Origin of the sequence: Sphingomonas sp. PP-CC-1A-547, assembly GCF_003610375.1 — a bacterium.
In the GTDB taxonomy this organism is placed as follows: Bacteria; Pseudomonadota; Alphaproteobacteria; order Sphingomonadales; family Sphingomonadaceae; genus Sphingomonas.
In genome coordinates this window covers 599,945-619,084 of the sequence record NZ_RAPZ01000011.1, presented here as the reverse complement: position 1 = coordinate 619,084, position 19,140 = coordinate 599,945, and the positions used below count along the sequence as shown (strand labels likewise).

The following is a 19,140-nucleotide window of genomic DNA, read 5'->3' as shown; positions in this document are numbered from 1 at the left end:
GGGTTTGCCGAACATCAGAATTGCCGGCGGATCGAACCCGTCAGCAGCCTTGCAGGATCATCATCCCCCGCCAGCCCCGATGGACGTCAGACAGCGATCGCAAAAGAACACATCGTTCCTTTGCACGCGATATCTCGACACGTTGCATCTTTTGACTGGACGATCCGGATTGAACATTGCTTTGGCATGTAACGCAAATGAAATCTTTAACGCCGCGGTGACGATCTTGTGGCGATAACCCGTACGAACACGCGGGCCTTGAATTCGGTACGTGCTCCGGCCAATTCTCGGACTGATCATTTCACCAAGAGACCTGTCACATCCTATGACCATCGAAACCGCTTCCGCTGCCGAGACGTCCGCGCCCGAGACCCACGCCTTCGAGGCGGACGTCGCGCGGCTGCTCCACATGATGGTGCACTCGGTCTATTCGGATAAGACCGTATTCCTGCGCGAGCTGATCTCGAACGCCGCCGATGCGTGTGAAAAGCTGCGGTACGAGGCGTTGAGCGCGCCCGAGTTGCTTGGCGACGAGACCCGGCTGGCGATCGCGATCACGCTCGATCCCGACGCCAAGACGCTGACGATCGAGGACAACGGCATCGGCATGACTGCCGAGGACATGGGCGAGGCGCTTGGCACGATCGCGCGCTCGGGCACCAAGGCGTTCATGGACCGGATCGCCGCGTCGAGCGGAAGCGACGGCGCGCAGCTGATCGGCCAGTTCGGCGTCGGCTTCTATTCCGCGTTCATGGTCGCATCGAAGGTCGACGTGATCTCGCGGCGCGCCGGCGCGGACACCGCCTCGCTCTGGTCGTCGGACGGCCTCGGCACCTACACGATCGCCGACGTGCCGACCGCCGACGCCCCTGCCCGCGGCACCCGCGTCGTGCTGCACCTGCTCGAAGACGCGACCACCTACACCGACCGGTTCACCGTCGAGCGCCTGATCAAGGACCAGTCGGGTCACGTACCCGTGCCGATCACGCTGCGCGAAAAGCCCGATGCCGATCCGGTCGACATCGCCGACGGCGCCGCGCTGTGGACCAAGCCGAAGGCGGATATCTCGGTCGAGGATTATGCCGATTTCTACCGGAGCGTGTCCGGCCAGTATGACGAACCCGCACTGACGCTCCACTACCGCGCCGAGGGGCTGCACGAATATTCGGTGCTCGCCTATGTCCCGGGGGCCAAGCCGTTCGACCTGTTCGACCCCGACCGCAACGGCCGCATGAAGTTATACGTCAAACGCGTGTTCATCACCGACGATGCCGAAGTCTTGCCCCGCTATCTCCGCTTCATGCGCGGGCTGGTCGATTCATCCGACCTGCCGCTCAATGTCTCGCGCGAGATGATCCAGGAAAGCCCGATGCTCTCGGCAATCCGCAAGGGCGTGACCGGGCGCGTGCTCGGCGAGCTCGACAAGCTCGCGACGCGCGACCCTGAGGCCTATGCGAAGATCTGGGAGAATTTCGGCGCGGTCCTGAAGGAGGGGCTGTACGAAGATTTCGAACGGCGCGAGGCACTGCTGAAGCTCGCCCGGTTCAAGACCACGACGTCCGACGGCGCATGGCGTTCGGTCGCCGATTACGTCGCGGCGATGAAGGACAACCAGACCGCGATCTATTACGCGGTCGGTACCGATCTCGACCGGCTCGAAGCCTCCCCGCAGCTCGAGGGGTTCCGCGCGCGTGGGATCGAAGTGCTGTTGCTGCCGGACTCGGTCGACGGGTTCTGGGTGACGGCGGGCATCGATCATGACGGCAAGCCGTTCAAGTCGGTTACGCAGGGTGCGGCCGATCTCGGCCTGATCCCGCTCGTAGACGGTGCCGAGGAGCCGACCGCCGATACGACGCCCGAAGTCGCGGACTTCATCGCGTTCGTGAAAACGACGCTCGCCGATGCCGTTTCGGAGGTCCGCGCGTCCGAGCGCTTGACGGACAGCGCCGTCTGCCTCGTCGCAGCGGACAGCGGCATGGATCGCCAGCTCGAACGCATCCTCGCGGCGAGCGGTCAGGCGATGCCGGCGGCCAAGCCGGTGCTGGAGATCAACCCGCGCTCGGCATTGATCGCCAAGCTGGCAGCGCTCGGCGAGACCGAGACGGCCCTGCGCGAGGACGCGGCGCACCTGTTGTTCGACGAGGCGCAGATCGCCGATGGCGAGCGTCCGGTCGACGCCCGCGCTTTCTCGGCTCGCCTGACGCGGCTTTTCACGCGCGCGCTCGGCTAAGCGCCCCGACCGCGGTTTCGCAAATTTGCGGAACCGCGGTCCAGCGACTACCCCGCTCCAAAGACTGAGGAGCAGGATATGTCGCCCATTCTAGACCGTCGCCAGATGCTGACCGGCGGCGCGGCCATCGCTGGCCTGTCGCTCGGCTCGACCACCGTGTTTGCGCAAAGCGACCGGATCGAGAGCCTGATCGCCAAGATGACGCCCGCCGAAAAAGCGGGCCAGCTCAGTTGCTTCTCGGATCAGATCCGACCGATCGGCGTGCCCTTCAACCCAGGCCTTGCGACCGGGGGCGCGGCGGAGCAGCTTGCTCGGATCAAGACCGGGCAGATCGGGATGCTCTTCAACGGTGTCGGCTATGCCGGTGCCAAGGCGGCGCAGGACGCCGCGCTCGCGACCCGCTTGAAGATTCCCCTGATATTCGCTGGCGACGTCATCCACGGCCTGCGCACCGCCTACCCGCTGCCGATCGCAGAGGCCTGCGCGTTCGACCCCGACCTAGCGATGCGCACCGCACGTGCGGCAGCGCTTGAGACCACGGCGCTCGGCATCCACTGGACCTTCGCGCCGATGGTCGACGTCGCGCGCGATCAACGCTGGGGTCGTGTCGCGGAAGGCTCGGGCGAGGATCCGTATCTCGGCATGGAACTGGCCAAAGCGCGAGTCCGCGGTTTTCAGGGCAACGATCTTCGCGACCCCACGCGCGTCGCCGCCTGCGCCAAGCATTTCGCTGCGTACGGAGCGGTTTCCGGTGGCCAGGATTACAACTTCACTGAAATATCCTCCGCGACGCTGCACGAAGTCCACCTCGCTCCTTTCAGGGCTGCGGTCGATGCTGGCGTTGCAACTTTGATGAGCGCGTTCAACGACATCGACGGCGTTCCTTCCAGCGGCAATCACTGGCTGATGACCGACCTGCTGCGTGGCGAATGGCGGTTCCGCGGGATGGTGGTCGGCGACTATACCGCGGACGAGGAACTGATCGCACACGGCTATGCCACCGATGGCCGCGACGCCGCGAAGAAGGCGTTCATGGCAGGGATGGACATGGCCATGCAGTCCAACCTGTTCAATCTGTGGCTCCCCGACCTCGTCGAGAAGGGCGAGGTCCCGCTCGCGCGGCTCGACGAAGGCGTTCGGCGTGTGTTGCACCTGAAGGATGCGATCGGCCTGTTCGACAATGCCTATCGCTCGGTCAGCCAGAAGGCGGAACGCACCAGCGTCTCGACACCCGCCATGCTGAAGCTCAGCCGCGAGGCCGGGGCGCGTTCGATCGTATTGCTAAAGAACGACGGTAACCTGCTGCCCTTGAAGAAGAACCCGGGCCGCATCGCCTTGATTGGCCCGTTTGCGGAGGATCGCAAGAACGTCGTCGGCACCTGGGCGTTCATGGCCGACGAAAAGCTCAACGTTTCGATCGCGCAGGGGCTCCGCACACGCGGACTGACGGTCACGACAGCGCCGGGGTCGGAGATCGAAGCGCCCCTGCCCGGTGGGATCGCCGCCGCCGTCGCCGCTGCGCAAAACGCGGACATCGTCCTGCTCGCGGTCGGGGAATCTCAACTCATGTCGGGCGAAGCGCAATCGCGCACCGAGATCACCATCCCAGCCCCGCAGATAGCGCTCGCCGAAGCCATTGCAGCGACCGGCAAGCCAATGATTGTCCTCCTCCGCCACGGCCGCGCTCTTGCCCTGCACGGGGCAGTGAAGGCCGCACCAGCCATCCTCGCGACGTGGTTTCTCGGCTCCGAAAGCGGCAACGCGATCGCCGACGTTCTGTTCGGCGACGTCAACCCTTCAGCCAAGCTTTCCGCCAGCTTCCCCAACGAGAGCGGGCAGGAACCCTATTTCTACAATCACAAGAACACGGGTCGCCCGGCACCGGATACGGGCAGCCAAGAATACAAGTCGCGCTACCGTGAGACCAAGAACGAAGCGCTTTATCCGTTCGGTCACGGCCTGAGCTACACCAGCTTTTCGGTATCGAATGTCGTCGCGCCAGCGCGGATGACCAATGCGCTTACGGTGACCGCCACCGTTACGAACACCGGTGCGCGAGCCGGCGACGAAGTGGTGCAGCTGTACATCCACGACCGGGTCGCCAGCCGCACCCGACCGGTCCGCGAACTCAAGGGGTTCGCGCGCGTTTCACTGGCACCCGGCGCATCGAAGCGCGTGACATTGACCTTGAAGCGCGAAGACCTACGCTTTTGGGGTGATGGCGATTGGGTGATCGAACCGGGCCTGTTCGACCTCTGGGTAGCGACGAGTTCCGTCGATGGCGAGAAACAGAGCTTCGAACTCGTATAACCCTGTTCGTCCGCGAAGCTACATCCGCACGACCCGGTTTCCGATCCGCTCGGCCTCTTCAGGGTCGTGCGTCACCATCAGGATCGGAAGCTTGAGTACGTCGCGGACATGCTCGATCGCCAGCATGATCTCTTCGCGACGCGCACGATCGAGCGACGACAGCGGTTCGTCGAGCAACAGGAAGCCCGGTTGGCTGAGCAGCGCCCGGCCGATCGCCACTCGCTGCGCTTCGCCGCCGGAGAGCGTGCGCGGCCAGCGATCGAGCAGACGACCGATGCCGAGAAAACCGATTATGTCCTCGAACCGCTCCGCTTCGCCACGAACGCCGTACAGCAGGTTCGCGCGCACGCGTTTATGCGGGAATAATCGCGCTTCCTGAAAGACATATCCGGCTCTCCTGCGCTCGGGTGGTACGTCCAAGCCGTCGCCGAACAGCGTTTCACCATCGACCACGATCCGGCCGCGGTCGGGGCGGAGTAGCCCGGCGACCATGTTGAGAACGCTTGATTTTCCGACGCCCGACGGGCCGAACAGCACCGTCGCCCCCTCGCCTGCCTCCAGCGTCAACGACACCTGCGTATCGCCGAGCCGCTTCTCGATATCGATCTTAAAGGACATGGAGACCCCGCCCCGCCCGGCGCGTCAACAGTTCCGACGCAATCAGAGCGATCAACGACAAGCCTACGGATACGCAGGATAATCGCCACACAAGCGCATCGGCGCCGGGTTGCTGGAGCGCCGAATAGATCGCCAGCGGCAAGGTCTGCGTTTCGCCGGGTACGTTGGAGACGAAGGTGATCGTCGCGCCGAATTCGCCGATCGATCGCGCAAAGCCGAGTACCGCACCGGCCAGCACGCCGGGGGTACTGAGCGGCAACGTCAGCGTCCAGAACACGCGCCAAGGCCCCGCGCCTAGCGTTCGCGCGGCGTTCTCGAGCCGCCTGTCGACCGCTTCGATCGAGATACGCATCGCACGAACCATCAATGGCAGCGCCATGACGCCCGCCGCGATCGCCGCGCCGGTCCAGCGGAACAGGACCGTCACGCCGAACCAATCCTGAAGCCAGGCACCGATCGGGCCATTGGAACCAAACGCGAGCAGCAACAGCCACCCGGTCACCACCGGCGGCACCACCAGCGGAAGATGGATCGCCGCATCGACGATCACCTTGCCGGGAAACCGGACGCGCGCGAGCAGCCAGGCCAGCGCGAAAGCGACCGGCAGGGTCACCAGCATCGCCACCCCGCCGACCTTCAACGACAGCGCGACGATCCCCCATTCGGTCGCGTCGAGCACTAGCGCGCGGAGAACCCATAGCGGACGAAGATCGCCTTGCCCACAGGCGAGACGAGGAAGCGGCGAAAGCCCTCGGCCTCCGAGTTCGTCGATGTCTTCAGCCGCGCGATCGGATAGGTGATCTTAGGGTGCGTTGCCTCGGGGAAGACACCGGCGATACGAACCTTGGCCGACGCCTTGGCATCAGTCGCGTAGACGATCGCAAGCGGCGCTGCGCCGCGCTCGACCAGCGCAAGCGTCGCGCGGACATTTTCCGCGCGCACCACCTTCGGCGACACCTGCGCCCAGACGCCGAGCTTCTCGAGCGACGCCTGCCCGTATCTTCCGGCGGGCACGGCGGTATCCGCCATCGCCAACGGTCCGGCGGTCAGTACGCGCACGAGCGCAGCGGGCGGGCGCACCGGGATCCTTACCTTGCTACCCGCAGGCGCCGCGACGACGAGACGGTTGCCGAGGAACGTGACGCGGGTGCTGGCGACGATCAGGTTCTTAGTGGCGAGTTCATTCATCCAATCCTCGTCCGCCGACACGAACAAATCCGCCGGCGCACCGGACTCGACCTGCCGCGCGAGCGCCGACGATGCCGCGAACGAGATCGTTGGCTTCACATGCCCCTTCTTTGCCCATGCGTCCGCGGCCGCGGTTAGCGATTCCTGCAACGAAGCTGCGGCGAGCACCAACGGAGGGCGCTGTTGTGCGTGTGCACCCGACACCCCAAGACTGACCGCCATCACCACCGCCGACGTCAGATACCGCATGCCACCTACCTCTCGAACTCTGCGCGTACCGATATATAGCGCCGGGCCATAACGCCAGTCGGTTCGATACGTTGCGCGCCTAGTTCGTCGTGACCCGTCCCGTCCGCGCCAGCTTGCCCCAGCCAACCAGCGGTCCCCGCAACGCCTGCGCGATCGCCTTTAGGACGACGTAGTACATTACCTGCCGGTAACCGATCCGCTGCGGGATCAGCAGCCAGAGCAGCCGCCAGCGCTCCTTGCGCTCCAAGGCAAACGCGATCGTCGCGGCGAGCAGGTCGATCGCGGTGAAGATCAGCCAATAGGCGAGCATCGTATAGACGTCGTGGCTCGTCTGCTCCCAGCCATGCGCCTGGACGGCTAGATAGGTCGAGGCGAAGCTGACGAGCAGCGCGAGATCGATGATCGGCGAGATCGACGCGAGCACGATCTGGAACACGATCGCCTGCGGCAACCCTACCCAACCCAGCCCGCGCGGATGCGAACTCCCAATCGCCGAGCGGTGCTTGTAGAGGCACTGCAACGTCCCGAACGCCCAGCGGAACCGCTGCTTGGCAAGTGCACGCATCGTCTCAGGCGCCTCGGTCCAGGCGATCGCGAACTGGTCGTATTGGACCTTCCAGCCGTGGCGCTGAATCGCGATCGTGAGGTCCTGATCCTCGGCGAGGGTGTCATCGGGATAGCCGCCGACGCTGCGGATCGCCTTGAGCCGCCATGCGCCGACCGCACCCGGCACGACGGTCATCGCGTTCAGCCGCGCGAGCGCCCGCCGTTCGAGGTTTTGTGCGGTAATGTATTCGAGCGCCTGCCATTTTGTGATCAGGTTGACGCGATTGCCGACCTTCGCGTTACCCGCGACCGCGCCGAGCTTCGGATCGTCGAACCAGCGCGCCAGACGCGCGATCGTCATCGGTTCGAACTGCGTATCGGCGTCGAGCGCGATCACGATCTCGCCGCGTGCGAGTTCGAGTCCGCGGTTGAGCGCGCGTGCCTTGCCGCCATTCTCCAAGGTCAGCAGGCGGACGCGGTCGTCGCCGGCGAACGCCTCGGCCACGACGCGGCTGGTGCCGTCGCTCGATCCGTCATCGATCACGATCACCTCGATCGCGACGTCGTTCGACGCCAGCACGCCCTCCACGGCGCGGACGATCACGCGCTCCTCGTTGAACGCCGGGATCATCACGGTGACGAACCGCGACGGGTCGATCGCCGGGAACACCGTCTTCAACTCGCGCCGGGCCTGGATCAGCGCGAGCGCCGACAAGGCTAGGGCGCGAATGATACCAATTGTGATCGCGATGCCGAAGATCCAGCGGAGCGCGACGACGATGCCGCCCAGCGTGCTGAACAGCGCGAGGTCAGCAACCGCGGCAACACGGTCGCTCGACGAGATCACCGGCATCGACTGGTTGCGCGACAGCCCGGCGAGCGTCGAGACGGGGACGAAGCTGTAGCCCATCGCCCGCAACCGCTCGATGATGATCGGGAGTGCGGCAACGGTCTGGGCGCGGTTGCCGCCAGCGTCGTGGAGCAAGATGACGTTGCCGCTGCGCTCGGGATTGCCCGCCTCGACGCCCGCAATGGTCCGGTCGATGATCGCCTGCACACCGGGCCGCTTCCAGTCGTCGGGATCGACGTGGAGACCGACCGAGATATAGCCGCGCTGCTGTGCTTCGAGCGCGGGCAGGATCTCGTCCGCGGTGCTCGGCTCGGCATCGCCGAAATAGGGTGCGCGGAACAGCCGGAGCGAGCGCCCGGTGAACGCCTGGAACAGCCGCTGCGTGGTGTTCAGCTCGTACTTCACCTGCCGCTGCGAGACGTTGGCGAGGTTCGGATGCGTATAGGTGTGGCTGCCGATCTCATGGCCTTCATCGACCATCCGTTGGAGCAAAGGCCGCTCGGTCAGCGCATTCTCGCCGATGACGAAGAACGTCGCGGGCGCGTGTTCGCGCTTGAGGATGTCGAGGATCTGCGGCGTCCATTCGGGATCGGGCCCGTCGTCGAACGTCAGCGCCAGCTGCTTCGGACGATAGCCGGTCCGCACCACGACATAGGGCGACGGCATCCGCGTGAAGTTGACGTCGGCGATCGTGCCGTCCTTCGCCGGCACCGCGTCGCGAATACCGGTGACAGGCTCTGCGGCGATCTTCAGGATTTCGCCGCTGCCCTCGATGTCGACATTGGTGCCGGCCGGCATGTTATCGATCGAATCGGGGATCGGCAGTTTCCGATGGTCGCGACCCCAGATCGACCAGAGCCCGGGATCTTCCGAGCCGAGACGCCAGAGCGCGACGCTGCCGAGACCCGCCTTTTGCAGGAACGCGATCTGGTTGTACGCCGACGCCGCGTCGAGCAGCCAGACCTGATGCTGCACCCCGCCCTCGGAATAGGCGAAGCTGCTGTTGCCACTGGTCTTGTCGAAAGTCGGTACGGTGCCCGAATCCGCTGCGGCCTGCCATGCCTCCTCGACGTCCAGCGCATCGCCGTTGCCGCTGTCTGCGCCCGCATGCCAGTCATAGGCATAGGAGCCGATCGCGACGACCAGCTTGGCGGGGGGAATGCCGCGCGCTGCGTCGGCGACCATGCGCGCAAACCAACGCTGCGACGCGATCGGGCCGGGTGCGCCGCTCGTCTCATGCTCGTCATACGCCATCAGGAAGACCTTGTCGGTCACCTTGGCATAGGCGGGCAGGTTCCAGTCTGGATTGGCAACCGGCGCCGCGATCGCGACGACCCAACCGCGCGGCGCGAACCGCGCGCGCGTTTCGGCGAGGAAGGCGCGGTAATTGGGCTGCGCCGATGCGGGCAGGTCCTCGAAATCGTAGAACACGCCGCCGGCATGGTTCGCGCTGAGGAACGGCACCAGCTTGTCGAGGAAAGCCGCACGCGCCTTCGGATCGGCGAACAGCGCGGCACTACCGGCGCCGTCCCAATTCCCGTCGACCGCGTTCTGCACCATCGGCAGGATCATCGGGCGGTGGACCGCCTTGTTCAGGATGTCGCGCCCGGCCTGGTCGCGAAACACCGTGATGTGGTGATCCTTGCCGGTGATCGAGACCCAGCCGGGGATCAGCCAGTCGAGCTGTTCGACGTGCCGTGCGAGGCTCGCCGTGCTCGCCTCGTCCCAAGGCGCGTGGAAGGCGATCGCAAGCGGCGGGTTGGCGCCGTTGCCGATACCGGGCTTGGCCGCGCTCGTCCCGAACAGCTGCTTGGCGTAGTAATTGAGGTCTCGCCGGGTCTCGCGGAGGATGCCGCCGCGCGGTGCGGGCAGCTTGTGGAGCGCGGGATGCTCGGGCTCGATCGGGAGCAGCGGCGCGGTTGGCACCGCACCGATCGAGACGGCGAACATCGCGATCGACAGCAGCAGCAGGGCGATGAACGCCGCGACGCCAAACGTGAATCGCCGGCGACGACGGCCGCTTGCATCATAGAATACGGGATTGAGCGACATGGAGCGAGTATCAACCGGCCGAAGGAAAACGGCAACTCGCCGCAACGTTGCGCTACAATGCCGTTTGCGCCCGCGCTGCTGAAAAATGCGTCACGCATAGTTTAGGTAGCGACGCAGACCTCACTGCATCCCCTCCCGCAAGCGGGAGGGGACCGAGGGGTGGGCGCCCGGCTCGAACGCACGCCGCGCTTGACGATAGCGCGAGCCCACCCCCGACCCCTCCCGCACGCGGGAGGGGGAAGAAATCAGCGGAACTTGCCGCTGAGCGAAACGCCGATGATCCGCGGTTCGTTGAATACCGCCGCCATGTAGTTCTCGATCACGCCCTTGAGGTTCTTCTCGCCGGTGATGTTGCGGGCGAACACAGCCAGTTCGTACGCATCGTCCGGGGCCGCATAACCGATCTTCAGGCCGCCCTCGAAGTTGCCGTTCGCAGTGAACTCCTTGGTCTTGTACAGCACGAACTGCGTGTAGCCCTGGATGTTGAAGTCGCCCGCGATGAATGCGCGACCGCCATTGCGGAGCGGCTGGTCATAGCGCGCGGTCAGGTCGACATTGTATTCCGGCGCATTCGGCAGCGGCTCGCCGTCGATCTTGACCAGGTACGTCGTACCGAAAGCGCCGGGAACCGCGCGGACCGGCGCCGAGGGCGTGCAGACCACGACGTTGTTGAGCGCGCAGATCTGCACCTCGGTCGTCTTGTCGCGGATCGCGCTGTGCAACAGGCTGAGGCCGGCGCCCAGCGTGAGGTTCGGTACCGGCTTCCAATTGGCCTCGGCTTCCATGCCGTACGCCTCGGCCTTGTTGCCGTTGAACAGGATGCCGTTGCCGTTGACGTCGTTGCCGTTCAGCTGGATGTCGTTGACGCGGTAGCCGAACACCGTGGCGTTAAGCGTCAGCGTATTGTCGAGCAGGCGCGTCTTGATCCCCGTCTCCCACGACAGGATCGTCTCGGAATTCGCGGTCGAGAAGTCGGAGTTGAACACCGCCGAACGACCCTGGATCGTCGGTCCGCGGAAACCCTGGGCGACGCGCGAATACAGGCTGATATCGGGGCTCGCCTGGTACAGGATGCTCGCATCCCAGCTCGGCTTGGTCGACTTCAGCGTGACGTCGCGGCGGAAGTTGATCGGATACTGATTGACGCCAGCCGCATTCTGAACGGTCTTCAGCAGCTGCGTACGCTTCTTGTCCTCGGTGATGCGCCCGCCAAGCGTTACCGTCAGCTTGTCCATCAGGTCGTAGCTGACCTGGCCGAAGCCCGCCCACGAGGTGTTGACGTCATGCAACCGCACCCAGTTGTTGGGATTGCGCGCCGCCGTCGTCAGGAAGAACGTCCGCTGATAGAAATCGGTGATGTCGCGGTTGTCGAAGTACAAGCCACCGAGCTGCCAGTTGAAGCGGCCACCGGGGGTGCCGGCAACGCGCAATTCCTGTGACCATTGATCCAGATCGCGGATCTGGCCCTGCGACTGGCCGAAGCCGTTGGCGACGCCGCGGACCGGGAAGTTCGCGCCCGCGCCACCATCGGTATCGCCGCGGCTGAACCCGGACGTGGTCTCGTATGCCGTGATCGAGGTCAGCGTGGCTGGACCGAAGTCGTACGACGCACGCGCCGAGCCGCCATAGGTATTGTAGCTCTGCGGGTTGTCGTTCCCCTCGTCGAGCGACACGGTGTTGCGCGGCTCGGCGGAGACGTCGTTCGAACCCTTCTTGAGCGCGCCGCGGTGGAACAGCGTCGAGGTGCCGTCATACCAGCGCGCGTGGCCCGACAGGTCGAGCGTGAAGCGTTCGCCCGGTGTCAGCGCAAGCTGCACGCGGACGTTGCGATCGTCGAAGCCGCCCATCGCGTCCTTGCGCGGCGTCGCGGTGCTGTCCTGGCTTACACCGGCATAGGCGTTGTCGATGTAATCCGAGCGGTGCTGGAGCAGCGTCGACAGGCGGATCGAGAGGAGGTCCTTGATCAGCGGACCGCCGACGCCCGCGTCGAGGCTGACGCTGCCATAGCTGCCGACCGAGGCCGATGCACGGCTCTCGAAGTCGTTGGTCGGCTTGTTCGTGTCGAACTTGATGATGCCGGCGGTGGTGTTGCGCCCGAACAGCGAGCCCTGCGGACCGCGGAGGACTTCGACCTGGCGGACGTCGAACACCGGGTTCGACTTCAACACGACATGCTCGAGGATCACGTCGTCCTGGATGATCGTGACCGGCTGCGATGCACCAAGGTAGAAATCGATGTTGCCGAGGCCGCGGATGTAGAACCGCGGGAAGATACGGCCGGTCGTCGATTCGACGTACAGCCCGGGGACGCGGCCCGACAGCGCGAGCAGCGTGTCGTCGCCGCCTGCGGTATACGCGCGCAGTGCGTCACCCGACGCGACGCCGACCGAGAGCGGGACCTTCTGGAGGTTTTCCGAACGACGCTCGGCGGTGACGACGATGTCGTCCAAGCCTTCCTCGGGAGCAGACTGCCCAGCCTGAGTCTGGGCCTGATCCTGGATCGGCGCGACCTGTGCGAACGCAGCCGATCCACCCACAACCGAACCAAACGCGACGCCGAGCATCAACGCCGACTTAACGACCGAAATCTTCAAGATGATATTCCCCAATAGTGCGGCGGCGTCCCTGACGACCGGCCGCACATCCCAATACGCAACGTCGCTACGCGCCATCGACCGCCCTCCCCGGACGGCCCGACGACGCCTCGCGACGCTCACTCCCCGGTTGGGCGGGTAGGCCGGGAATGTGTTGGTATGATGACAGTTGGTTACGGTGTTTTGGGGTTAGTGCAGGTTTGCGACACAGTGCGATATTTTGGCCGATGGTAGGAAGCGGAAACGCTATGCTAGCTTCGCCCTATGGACTTCGTGATGCAATTTTGGCTGACCATTCGGCGTTCGGGTTGGTTCGAGCCCAGTGCGACGGGCGGCATCTTCCCGTTCCCGTTCGCCTGGCAGGCTTGGGCGATCATGGCGGTGTTTATCGCCGCGATCGCGGCTAGCGTTGTGCTGCACGGCGAAGCGGCGTGGCTGACGCGGATTATCCTGTGCGTCGGCTACATCGCGTTTGGGGTCGCGACGTACGAGTGACGGCGACGTATCGCAATGCGCCGTCCAACTACGGGCAGGCTTTCGGGGTTTGGCTCACGACATTGCAAAGCCGCTCAACGACCGCGGATTGGTTCGGCGCTTGTTCCGTGAAAACGAGAACAGCTTGTTTCCCCGCGGAGGCGGGGATCCAGCCTGGGCTCCCGCCTTCGCGGGAGAACAAGGAGTAGCGGAGTGGCGTTCGAATACGGCCGCAGCTTCGCCGTGGCAAAGCGCCGTCCTCGCGCGACACGGCCGAATACGAGCCTGCCATGTCGCCGTCCGGCTTGGCGCTAGCTTCAGCTAATCGCTGCCCCGCCTACCCTTGGCCGCCTACGCGTCGTCACCCATCCGCAGCGCCGCAATAAATGCCTCCTGCGGGATGCTGACCGAGCCGTATTCGCGCATCTTCAGCTTGCCCTTCTTCTGCTTTTCCAGAAGCTTCTTCTTGCGGCTCGCGTCGCCACCGTAACACTTCGCGGTCACGTCCTTGCGCATCGCGCTGATCGTCTCGCGCGCGATCACCTTGCCGCCGATCGCCGCCTGGATCGGGATCTTGAACAGATGGCGCGGGATCAGCTCCTTCAGACGCTCGACCATGCCGCGGCCGCGGACTTCGGCGGTGCCGCGGTGGACGATCATGCTCAGTGCGTCGACCGGCTCCTCGTTGACGAGGATACCCATCTTGACGAGGTCGCCCTCGCGGTAGCCGATCTGGTGGTAATCGAAGCTGGCATAGCCCTTCGACATCGATTTCAGCCGGTCGTAGAAATCGAACACGACTTCGTTCAGCGGCAGTTCGTAGGTCGCCTGCGCACGACCGCCGACATAGGTCAGGTTCTTCTGGATCCCGCGGCGGTCCTGGCAGAGCTTCAGGACGCTACCGAGATATTCGTCGGGGACGTAGATCGTCGCCTCGATCCACGGCTCGCTGATCGTCGCGATCTTGTTCGGCTCGGGCATGTCGGCGGGGTTGTGCAGCTCGATATGCGTCGTGCCGGACGGATCGGGATGAGTCAGCTCGATCTCATATACGACGGAAGGCGCGGTGGTGATCAGGTCCAGATCATATTCGCGCGTCAGTCGCTCCTGGATGATCTCCAGATGCAGCAGCCCGAGGAACCCGCAGCGGAAGCCGAAGCCCAAGGCCGCCGACGTCTCCATCTCGAACGAGAAGCTCGCATCGTTCAGCCGCAGCTTCGAGATGCTCTCGCGCAGCTTCTCGAACTCGGCGGCATCGACCGGGAACATCCCGCAGAAGACGACCGGCTGGACTTCCTTGAAGCCCGCCAACGCTTCGAGTGCAGGCCGCTTGGCGTCGGTGATCGTGTCGCCGACGCGCGTCTGCGCGACCTCTTTGATCTGCGCGGTAATGAAGCCCATCTCGCCGGTGCCGAGCTCGGTTAGCTGCTCGATCTTCGGGCGGAAACAGCCGACCCGGTCGACCAGGTGCATCGTGCCGGTCTGCATGAACTTGATCTGCTGGCCCTTTTTCAGGACGCCGTCGATCACGCGCACGAGGATGACGACGCCGAGATACGGATCGTACCAGCTGTCGACCAGCATCGCCTTCAGCGGCGCTTCCGGATCACCGCTGGGGGGCGGGATCTTGGTGACGATCGCCTCGAGGATCTCGACGATGCCGATCCCGGACTTGGCCGACGCGAGCACCGCCTCGGACGCGTCGATGCCGATCACGTCCTCGATTTCCTTGCGCACCTTCTCGGGCTCGGCGGCGGGCAGATCGATCTTGTTGATCACCGGCACGATCTCGTGGTCGTGCTCGATCGACTGGTAGACGTTGGCGAGCGTCTGCGCCTCGACGCCCTGCGCGGCATCGACCACCAGCAACGCGCCCTCGCACGCGGCAAGACTGCGGCTGACTTCATAGGCGAAATCGACATGCCCCGGCGTGTCCATCAGGTTGAGGACGTAATCGAGACCGTCCTTCGCGTGATAGGCAAGGCGCACGGTCTGCGCCTTGATCGTGATCCCGCGCTCCTTCTCGATGTCCATGTTGTCGAGCACCTGCTCGGACATTTCGCGCGCGGTGAGGCCGCCAGTTTCCTGGATCAGCCGGTCGGCGAGCGTCGACTTGCCATGGTCGATATGGGCGATGATGGAAAAATTGCGGATGCGGTCGAGCGGAGTCATGGCGCGCTCCTAGCAGCGACACCGCGTGCGCGATAGATCGCGGACACACTCCATAATTGTCTTGAACGTTCGGGATGTCGCGGCTAGGGCGCTCACCGGCAATGTTGTCGGGGCGTGGCGCAGTCTGGTAGCGCACTGGTCTCGGGGTCCAGGGGTCGTAGGTTCGAATCCTATCGCCCCGACCATTGCCGATTTTACGGGGTGAGTTTGCCCCCTCCCCGAACCCAAACTCTCCGTGATGATGAAGCGCGCAGCGGGCCGCCCTGCCGCCGAGATAAAACTCAGCGCCCTAGAACGCGTTGGCAATCCGCTTCTGCATCGACCGAACCGGGCTCGCGATTACCTCCGGCATATCCTGCGCCTCGTCCATCAGGGCCACGCGTCGATGGAGATCGGTGCTGGACCCGATCATCTCGCGCGCGCGCGTCGGCAGCATCGCGAGCAGCGCGGCGTCAGTGATCGGCGCATCGCCCAGCCGCCGCGAGGGATCGAGCGCGTCCCGGGGCCGTAGCTCCCCCGCTTGGACCGCGCGTTGCGTCAGCAGCCACGCGATGACGTGCATCAGCCGGGTCGTCACCTTGAGCGATTCGCAGCTGAAGCTGACCCGGATCAGCGGATCGAGCGCCTCGCGTTCGACCCGGCCGGCTTCGTCGAAATAGGTCCGAGCCTCGTCGGCCAGCAGCATCGCTTCGCTGTACAGAGCGTCGATCAGGCGGCGCTGCATCCGCGATTCATAGCCGGCGTGGGTCATCGATTGGACAAATGGCACACCGGCCGGACGCCATCCAGAGAGGTTAACGACGCGCTAACCATCACCTGTCCCAAAATGCGCCAGTACGTGCGCGTTCCAGTTTAGGACGTTGCAATCACGCGATAATATCGGGAATCAGCAGGTCTTCCAGCGAGGCAATTTCGTCCCGAAGCCGCAATTTGCGCTTTTTGAGCCGCGCCATCTGCAACTGATCTGGCGTCGACGCCTGCGCAAGGGCGGCGATCGCGTCGTCGAGATCGCGATGCTCGATCCGCAATGAATCAAGTCGAACTCTGGTCTGCGCGTCGTCCACTCGCCCCCCGATGGCTGCCGTCATGTGCGCTGCCCTTAGCAAACGCAGCGCAGTGCGCGAGTGCGAAACCGTCCCTGCAAGGCGGACCGGGGTCGAAAACGTACTTCACGACGAATCGGGACCCACCGCGCACGATCGGTCCGTCGCGCCAAATCGTTCGACCAATCGATTTGGTCCGTTTCCGATGAAGACATTTCGATGACGGAGTGGTTTACTCAGTTCCCCAACCCGAATGCAGGAGGCAACCCACCGTGCAGACGACTCATCAGACAGCCCTGGAAACCAAGCATGCCGTGCTGGAGCAGCGGATCGCCGACGAAACGCACCGTCCGCTACCCGACGCGAACCTGTTGGCGAGCCTGAAGAAGCAGAAGCTGCGGCTGAAGGAAGAGATCGTCAGCGTATGACGGTCGTCGATACTGCTCCCCGGGTCGATCCGGGGAGCCACTAGCCGGAGTTACAGTGGTTTCGGATTGCGCAAAGCGTACGCGCTGTCTGACGCCTTGACCGTATAGGATGACGACGAGGGCTTGGTCCCACCGGGAGATTTGCGCACGAGCAGCGGATCGATCGGCGAGGCGAGCGATATGCCCATCCGCCCCTCGGTGCACCACGCGACCGTGCCGGCAACTTCGCCGATCCCGCGCAGTGATACCGTGACCGGCGTTCCGACGTCGACGACCTTGGCGAGTTCGGCCATCAAACCCGTCTCGGACAGATTACGAACCCTCGCATCGCGGGCAGTCGTCTCGTCGCCGATCCTCACCTGCGCGATCAGCAGCAGGCTGTCCCGCTCACGCTGTCGCCGGTTCTCGTTGCCGCCGGGCGACCCGGTGTCGATGCTCATGCCGCGACCGATTTTACCATGATCGAACACAGCTTTCTCTTCCCCGTCGGTGGGCGCGATCAATCCTCGCGCGACACCTTCTCGTTACGCTCGTGCCGTTCCTGCGCCTCGACCGTCATCGTCGCGATCGGTCGTGCCTCAAGCCGCGCAAGGCTGATAGGCTCGCCGGTGACTTCGCAATAGCCATATTCGCCTTCGTCGATCCGCCGGATCGCGGCTTCGATCTTGGAGACGAGTTTGCGTTGACGGTCGCGCGTGCGAAGTTCGATCGACCAGTCGGTTTCGCTCGATGCACGATCGGTGAGATCCGCCTCACGCAGCGAATCGACCTGCAACTGCGAAAGCGTTTCCTGCGACTCCCGCAGGATCGATTCCTTCCACTCCTGAAGCTTGCGGCGGAAATACGCCTGTTGCTTCAAGCTCATGAACGGCTCGTCCGCGTCTGGACGATAACCATCTTCGCCGCTGTCGTTGGCGGCCTCTCGACTGGAATTCCCGGTATCGTCCACACGATTCATTACGGTCGCCATACCACTCTCCCTCTGGCCCCGTCGCATCAGCCTCGCTGATTTCCAAGGACCGCCCCCAAATGGTGAAAGCGCCTATAGTCTCACGGGCATGCGACCACAAGCGACAGCGCTTGCGCATTCTGCCCCGAAACCGACATTTTATTGCGGCGCCCGGATAACGCATGTCGCGTCAGCGTTTTTCGGCACGGGACGGATTCGCGGGATGCCTGGGCTATACTTTGTCCCAGCCCGGCACGTTAACGATGACGCACTGGTTTCCGCATAAGTAAATCCTCGTTTAACCATCCGGAATGTGGTTAAGCCACTTGCGCTTAACGCTTTGTTTTGCAGTTAGTCGGATAGCAGTTCCGAATACTGCGTACGGGGATCCGGCAACACGAGGGTGCCGGCAACGAAAGAGTGACGATATGTCGGTGAGGATGGCCCTGGCGAAATTGTGCGCGTGCGCGTGCGGTGGCGCTTTGATCGGCGGCGGCGCGGTGCATATCGCCGAGCGCCCGCAGCGAACCGCCAATACCAAGCGAGTGTTGGTCAAGCGTGTCGCGCGACCACAGATCGCCGCCGTGACTCGGCCGCGCGTCCGCCGCGTGGTCACCACGACTCGACAGACGTGCGCGCCGACCGTTGTAACGGTCGCGAACGCAGCGCCCGTCCCGGTTCCGGTCGGCACCGGCTACATTGGCGGCGGCGGCGCGGGTCCGGATCCGATCGCGGTTGGCGGCAGCGGCGGGTTCTTCGGTACGCCCGGCGGATTTGGCGGCGGGTTCGGTGGTGGCTTTGGCGGCGGCTTCGGTGGCAGCGGCGGATCGAGCGGGAGCATCGTCATCTCCTCGACGTCGAGCGGCGGATCGACCTCGACCGGCGGATCGTCGACCAGCAGCGGCGCGTCTTCGACATCAAGCGGCGGGTCGTCGACCAGCACGGGGGGCGCGACCGTCTCCAGCACCTCGTCGACCGGTGGATCGAGCGGCAACGTATCGTCCGCATCGGGTGGATCGAGCGGCAACGTCTCGTCGGCATCGGGTGGATCGAGCGGCGACGTGTCGTCCTCGACCAGCAGCGCATCGTCGGCATCGTCCGCCTCCTCCGCGTCGTCGGCCAGCAGCGGTAGTTCGTCCGGTTATGGATCGAGCAGCAAGGGTTGGGGATCGAGCGGCGGCTGGAACTCGACTGGTGGCTGGAGCTCGAACGGATCGTCGGGCAGTTCCGCGTCCTCGGGCAGCAGCGGTTCGACCGGCAGTGGGTCGAGCGCAAGCAGTGCCAGCAGCGCGTCGAGCGCAAGCAGCGCGAGTTCGAGTGGCAGCACGGGATCAAGCGGCGGTCCGCCGGCACCCGTTCCCGCTCCGCCGATGGTGCTGCTGTTCGGTGCAGCAGCCGCCGCGCTCGTCGCGCGCAAGCGTTTCGCCAAAACGAAGG

At 64.4% G+C, this 19,140-nt stretch carries 16 protein-coding genes and 1 tRNA gene; 5 read left to right on the top strand and 12 right to left on the bottom strand.

The window, feature by feature from the left end; translation table 11 throughout:
* The first annotated feature begins 325 nt into the window (after positions 1-325).
* On the top strand, positions 326-2,230 hold the full coding sequence (gene htpG / locus C8J39_RS09075) for a molecular chaperone HtpG (RefSeq protein ID WP_120300139.1): 1,905 nt from the start codon (positions 326-328) through the stop codon (positions 2,228-2,230).
* Positions 2,231-2,308: 78 nt separating this feature from the next.
* Positions 2,309-4,540 (top strand): glycoside hydrolase family 3 N-terminal domain-containing protein, encoded by a 2,232-nt coding sequence (locus C8J39_RS09070; RefSeq protein WP_120300138.1) that lies wholly within the window; start codon positions 2,309-2,311, stop codon positions 4,538-4,540.
* Positions 4,541-4,558: 18 nt separating this feature from the next.
* On the opposite strand, the gene C8J39_RS09065 is transcribed toward C8J39_RS09070, so the two are convergent.
* The 5 genes from C8J39_RS09065 to C8J39_RS09045 form a co-directional block, all read right to left on the bottom strand.
* Complete coding sequence (locus C8J39_RS09065; RefSeq protein WP_120300137.1) at positions 4,559-5,158, bottom strand: ATP-binding cassette domain-containing protein; 600 nt, start codon at positions 5,156-5,158, stop codon at positions 4,559-4,561.
* The gene (gene modB / locus C8J39_RS09060) at positions 5,148-5,837 is read right to left on the bottom strand and encodes a molybdate ABC transporter permease subunit (RefSeq protein WP_120300136.1); all 690 of its coding nucleotides are present in this window, start codon (positions 5,835-5,837) and stop codon (positions 5,148-5,150) included. Before modB ends, C8J39_RS09065 begins: the two co-directional genes overlap by 11 nt.
* Complete coding sequence (gene modA, locus C8J39_RS09055; RefSeq protein WP_120300135.1) at positions 5,837-6,595, bottom strand: molybdate ABC transporter substrate-binding protein; 759 nt, start codon at positions 6,593-6,595, stop codon at positions 5,837-5,839. The genes modB and modA overlap by 1 nt, the downstream gene beginning before the upstream one ends.
* A 79-nt stretch (positions 6,596-6,674) precedes the next feature.
* Positions 6,675-10,043: a polysaccharide deacetylase family protein gene (locus C8J39_RS09050; RefSeq protein ID WP_120300134.1), complete on the bottom strand. Its 3,369-nt coding sequence runs from the start codon at positions 10,041-10,043 to the stop codon at positions 6,675-6,677.
* A gap of 245 nt (positions 10,044-10,288) precedes the next feature.
* Complete coding sequence (locus C8J39_RS09045) at positions 10,289-12,607, bottom strand: TonB-dependent receptor (protein WP_120300504.1); 2,319 nt, start codon at positions 12,605-12,607, stop codon at positions 10,289-10,291.
* 306 nt (positions 12,608-12,913) lie between these two features.
* Between C8J39_RS09045 and C8J39_RS09040 the strand changes: the two genes are divergently transcribed.
* A complete protein-coding gene (locus tag C8J39_RS09040; protein WP_132833407.1) occupies positions 12,914-13,132 on the top strand; it encodes a hypothetical protein in 219 nt (72 codons plus the stop codon).
* A 330-nt stretch (positions 13,133-13,462) separates the two neighbouring features.
* Here the strand turns inward: C8J39_RS09040 and lepA are convergent, their stop codons facing one another.
* Positions 13,463-15,283: a translation elongation factor 4 gene (gene lepA, locus C8J39_RS09035; protein ID WP_056049136.1), complete on the bottom strand. Its 1,821-nt coding sequence runs from the start codon at positions 15,281-15,283 to the stop codon at positions 13,463-13,465.
* A gap of 108 nt (positions 15,284-15,391) precedes the next feature.
* On the opposite strand from lepA, the gene C8J39_RS09030 reads away from it, so the two are divergent.
* Positions 15,392-15,468: transfer RNA gene (locus C8J39_RS09030), tRNA-Pro, on the top strand.
* A gap of 104 nt (positions 15,469-15,572) precedes the next feature.
* Here the strand turns inward: C8J39_RS09030 and C8J39_RS09025 are convergent.
* Both C8J39_RS09025 and C8J39_RS09020 read right to left on the bottom strand, forming a co-directional pair.
* Positions 15,573-16,007: a DUF1465 family protein gene (locus C8J39_RS09025; RefSeq protein WP_120300503.1), complete on the bottom strand. Its 435-nt coding sequence runs from the start codon at positions 16,005-16,007 to the stop codon at positions 15,573-15,575.
* A gap of 142 nt (positions 16,008-16,149) precedes the next feature.
* On the bottom strand, positions 16,150-16,371 hold the full coding sequence (locus tag C8J39_RS09020) for a YdcH family protein (RefSeq protein WP_120300132.1): 222 nt from the start codon (positions 16,369-16,371) through the stop codon (positions 16,150-16,152).
* 227 nt (positions 16,372-16,598) lie between these two features.
* Here C8J39_RS09020 and C8J39_RS09015 point away from each other — a divergent pair, with 227 nt between their 5' ends.
* On the top strand, positions 16,599-16,754 hold the full coding sequence (locus C8J39_RS09015) for a YdcH family protein (RefSeq protein ID WP_082441033.1): 156 nt from the start codon (positions 16,599-16,601) through the stop codon (positions 16,752-16,754).
* 50 nt (positions 16,755-16,804) lie between these two features.
* Here the strand turns inward: C8J39_RS09015 and C8J39_RS09010 are convergent, their stop codons facing one another.
* The 4 genes from C8J39_RS09010 to C8J39_RS19060 form a co-directional block, all read right to left on the bottom strand.
* Positions 16,805-17,194, bottom strand: a complete 390-nt coding sequence (locus C8J39_RS09010; RefSeq protein WP_120300502.1) for a PilZ domain-containing protein — start codon at positions 17,192-17,194, stop codon at positions 16,805-16,807.
* Between the two features lie 59 nt (positions 17,195-17,253).
* Positions 17,254-17,724 (bottom strand): RNA polymerase-binding protein DksA, encoded by a 471-nt coding sequence (gene dksA, locus C8J39_RS09005; protein WP_056058504.1) that lies wholly within the window; start codon positions 17,722-17,724, stop codon positions 17,254-17,256.
* 673 nt (positions 17,725-18,397) lie between these two features.
* Positions 18,398-18,730, bottom strand: a complete 333-nt coding sequence (locus C8J39_RS19065) for a hypothetical protein (protein WP_243649825.1) — start codon at positions 18,728-18,730, stop codon at positions 18,398-18,400.
* A 114-nt stretch (positions 18,731-18,844) separates the two neighbouring features.
* The gene (locus tag C8J39_RS19060) at positions 18,845-19,132 is read right to left on the bottom strand and encodes a hypothetical protein (RefSeq protein ID WP_259457521.1); all 288 of its coding nucleotides are present in this window, start codon (positions 19,130-19,132) and stop codon (positions 18,845-18,847) included.
* Between the last annotated feature and the right edge of the window lie 8 nt (positions 19,133-19,140).

Excerpts from the sequence above, each read along its gene's own strand:
- htpG (WP_120300139.1), top strand. The coding sequence starts at position 326 with ATGACCATCGAAACCGCTTCCGCTGCCGAGACGTCCGCGCCCGAGACC.
- C8J39_RS09070 (WP_120300138.1), top strand. The coding sequence starts at position 2,309 with ATGTCGCCCATTCTAGACCGTCGCCAGATGCTGACCGGCGGCGCGGCC.
- C8J39_RS09065 (WP_120300137.1), bottom strand. The coding sequence starts at position 5,158 with ATGTCCTTTAAGATCGATATCGAGAAGCGGCTCGGCGATACGCAGGTG.
- modA (WP_120300135.1), bottom strand. The coding sequence starts at position 6,595 with ATGCGGTATCTGACGTCGGCGGTGGTGATGGCGGTCAGTCTTGGGGTG.
- C8J39_RS09050 (WP_120300134.1), bottom strand. The coding sequence starts at position 10,043 with ATGTCGCTCAATCCCGTATTCTATGATGCAAGCGGCCGTCGTCGCCGG.
- C8J39_RS09045 (WP_120300504.1), bottom strand. The coding sequence starts at position 12,607 with ATGCTCGGCGTCGCGTTTGGTTCGGTTGTGGGTGGATCGGCTGCGTTC.
- C8J39_RS09040 (WP_132833407.1), top strand. The coding sequence starts at position 12,914 with ATGCAATTTTGGCTGACCATTCGGCGTTCGGGTTGGTTCGAGCCCAGT.
- lepA (WP_056049136.1), bottom strand. The coding sequence starts at position 15,283 with ATGACTCCGCTCGACCGCATCCGCAATTTTTCCATCATCGCCCATATC.
- C8J39_RS09025 (WP_120300503.1), bottom strand. The coding sequence starts at position 16,007 with ATGCAGCGCCGCCTGATCGACGCTCTGTACAGCGAAGCGATGCTGCTG.
- C8J39_RS09020 (WP_120300132.1), bottom strand. The coding sequence starts at position 16,371 with ATGACGGCAGCCATCGGGGGGCGAGTGGACGACGCGCAGACCAGAGTT.
- C8J39_RS09010 (WP_120300502.1), bottom strand. The coding sequence starts at position 17,194 with ATGAGCATCGACACCGGGTCGCCCGGCGGCAACGAGAACCGGCGACAG.
- dksA (WP_056058504.1), bottom strand. The coding sequence starts at position 17,724 with ATGGCGACCGTAATGAATCGTGTGGACGATACCGGGAATTCCAGTCGA.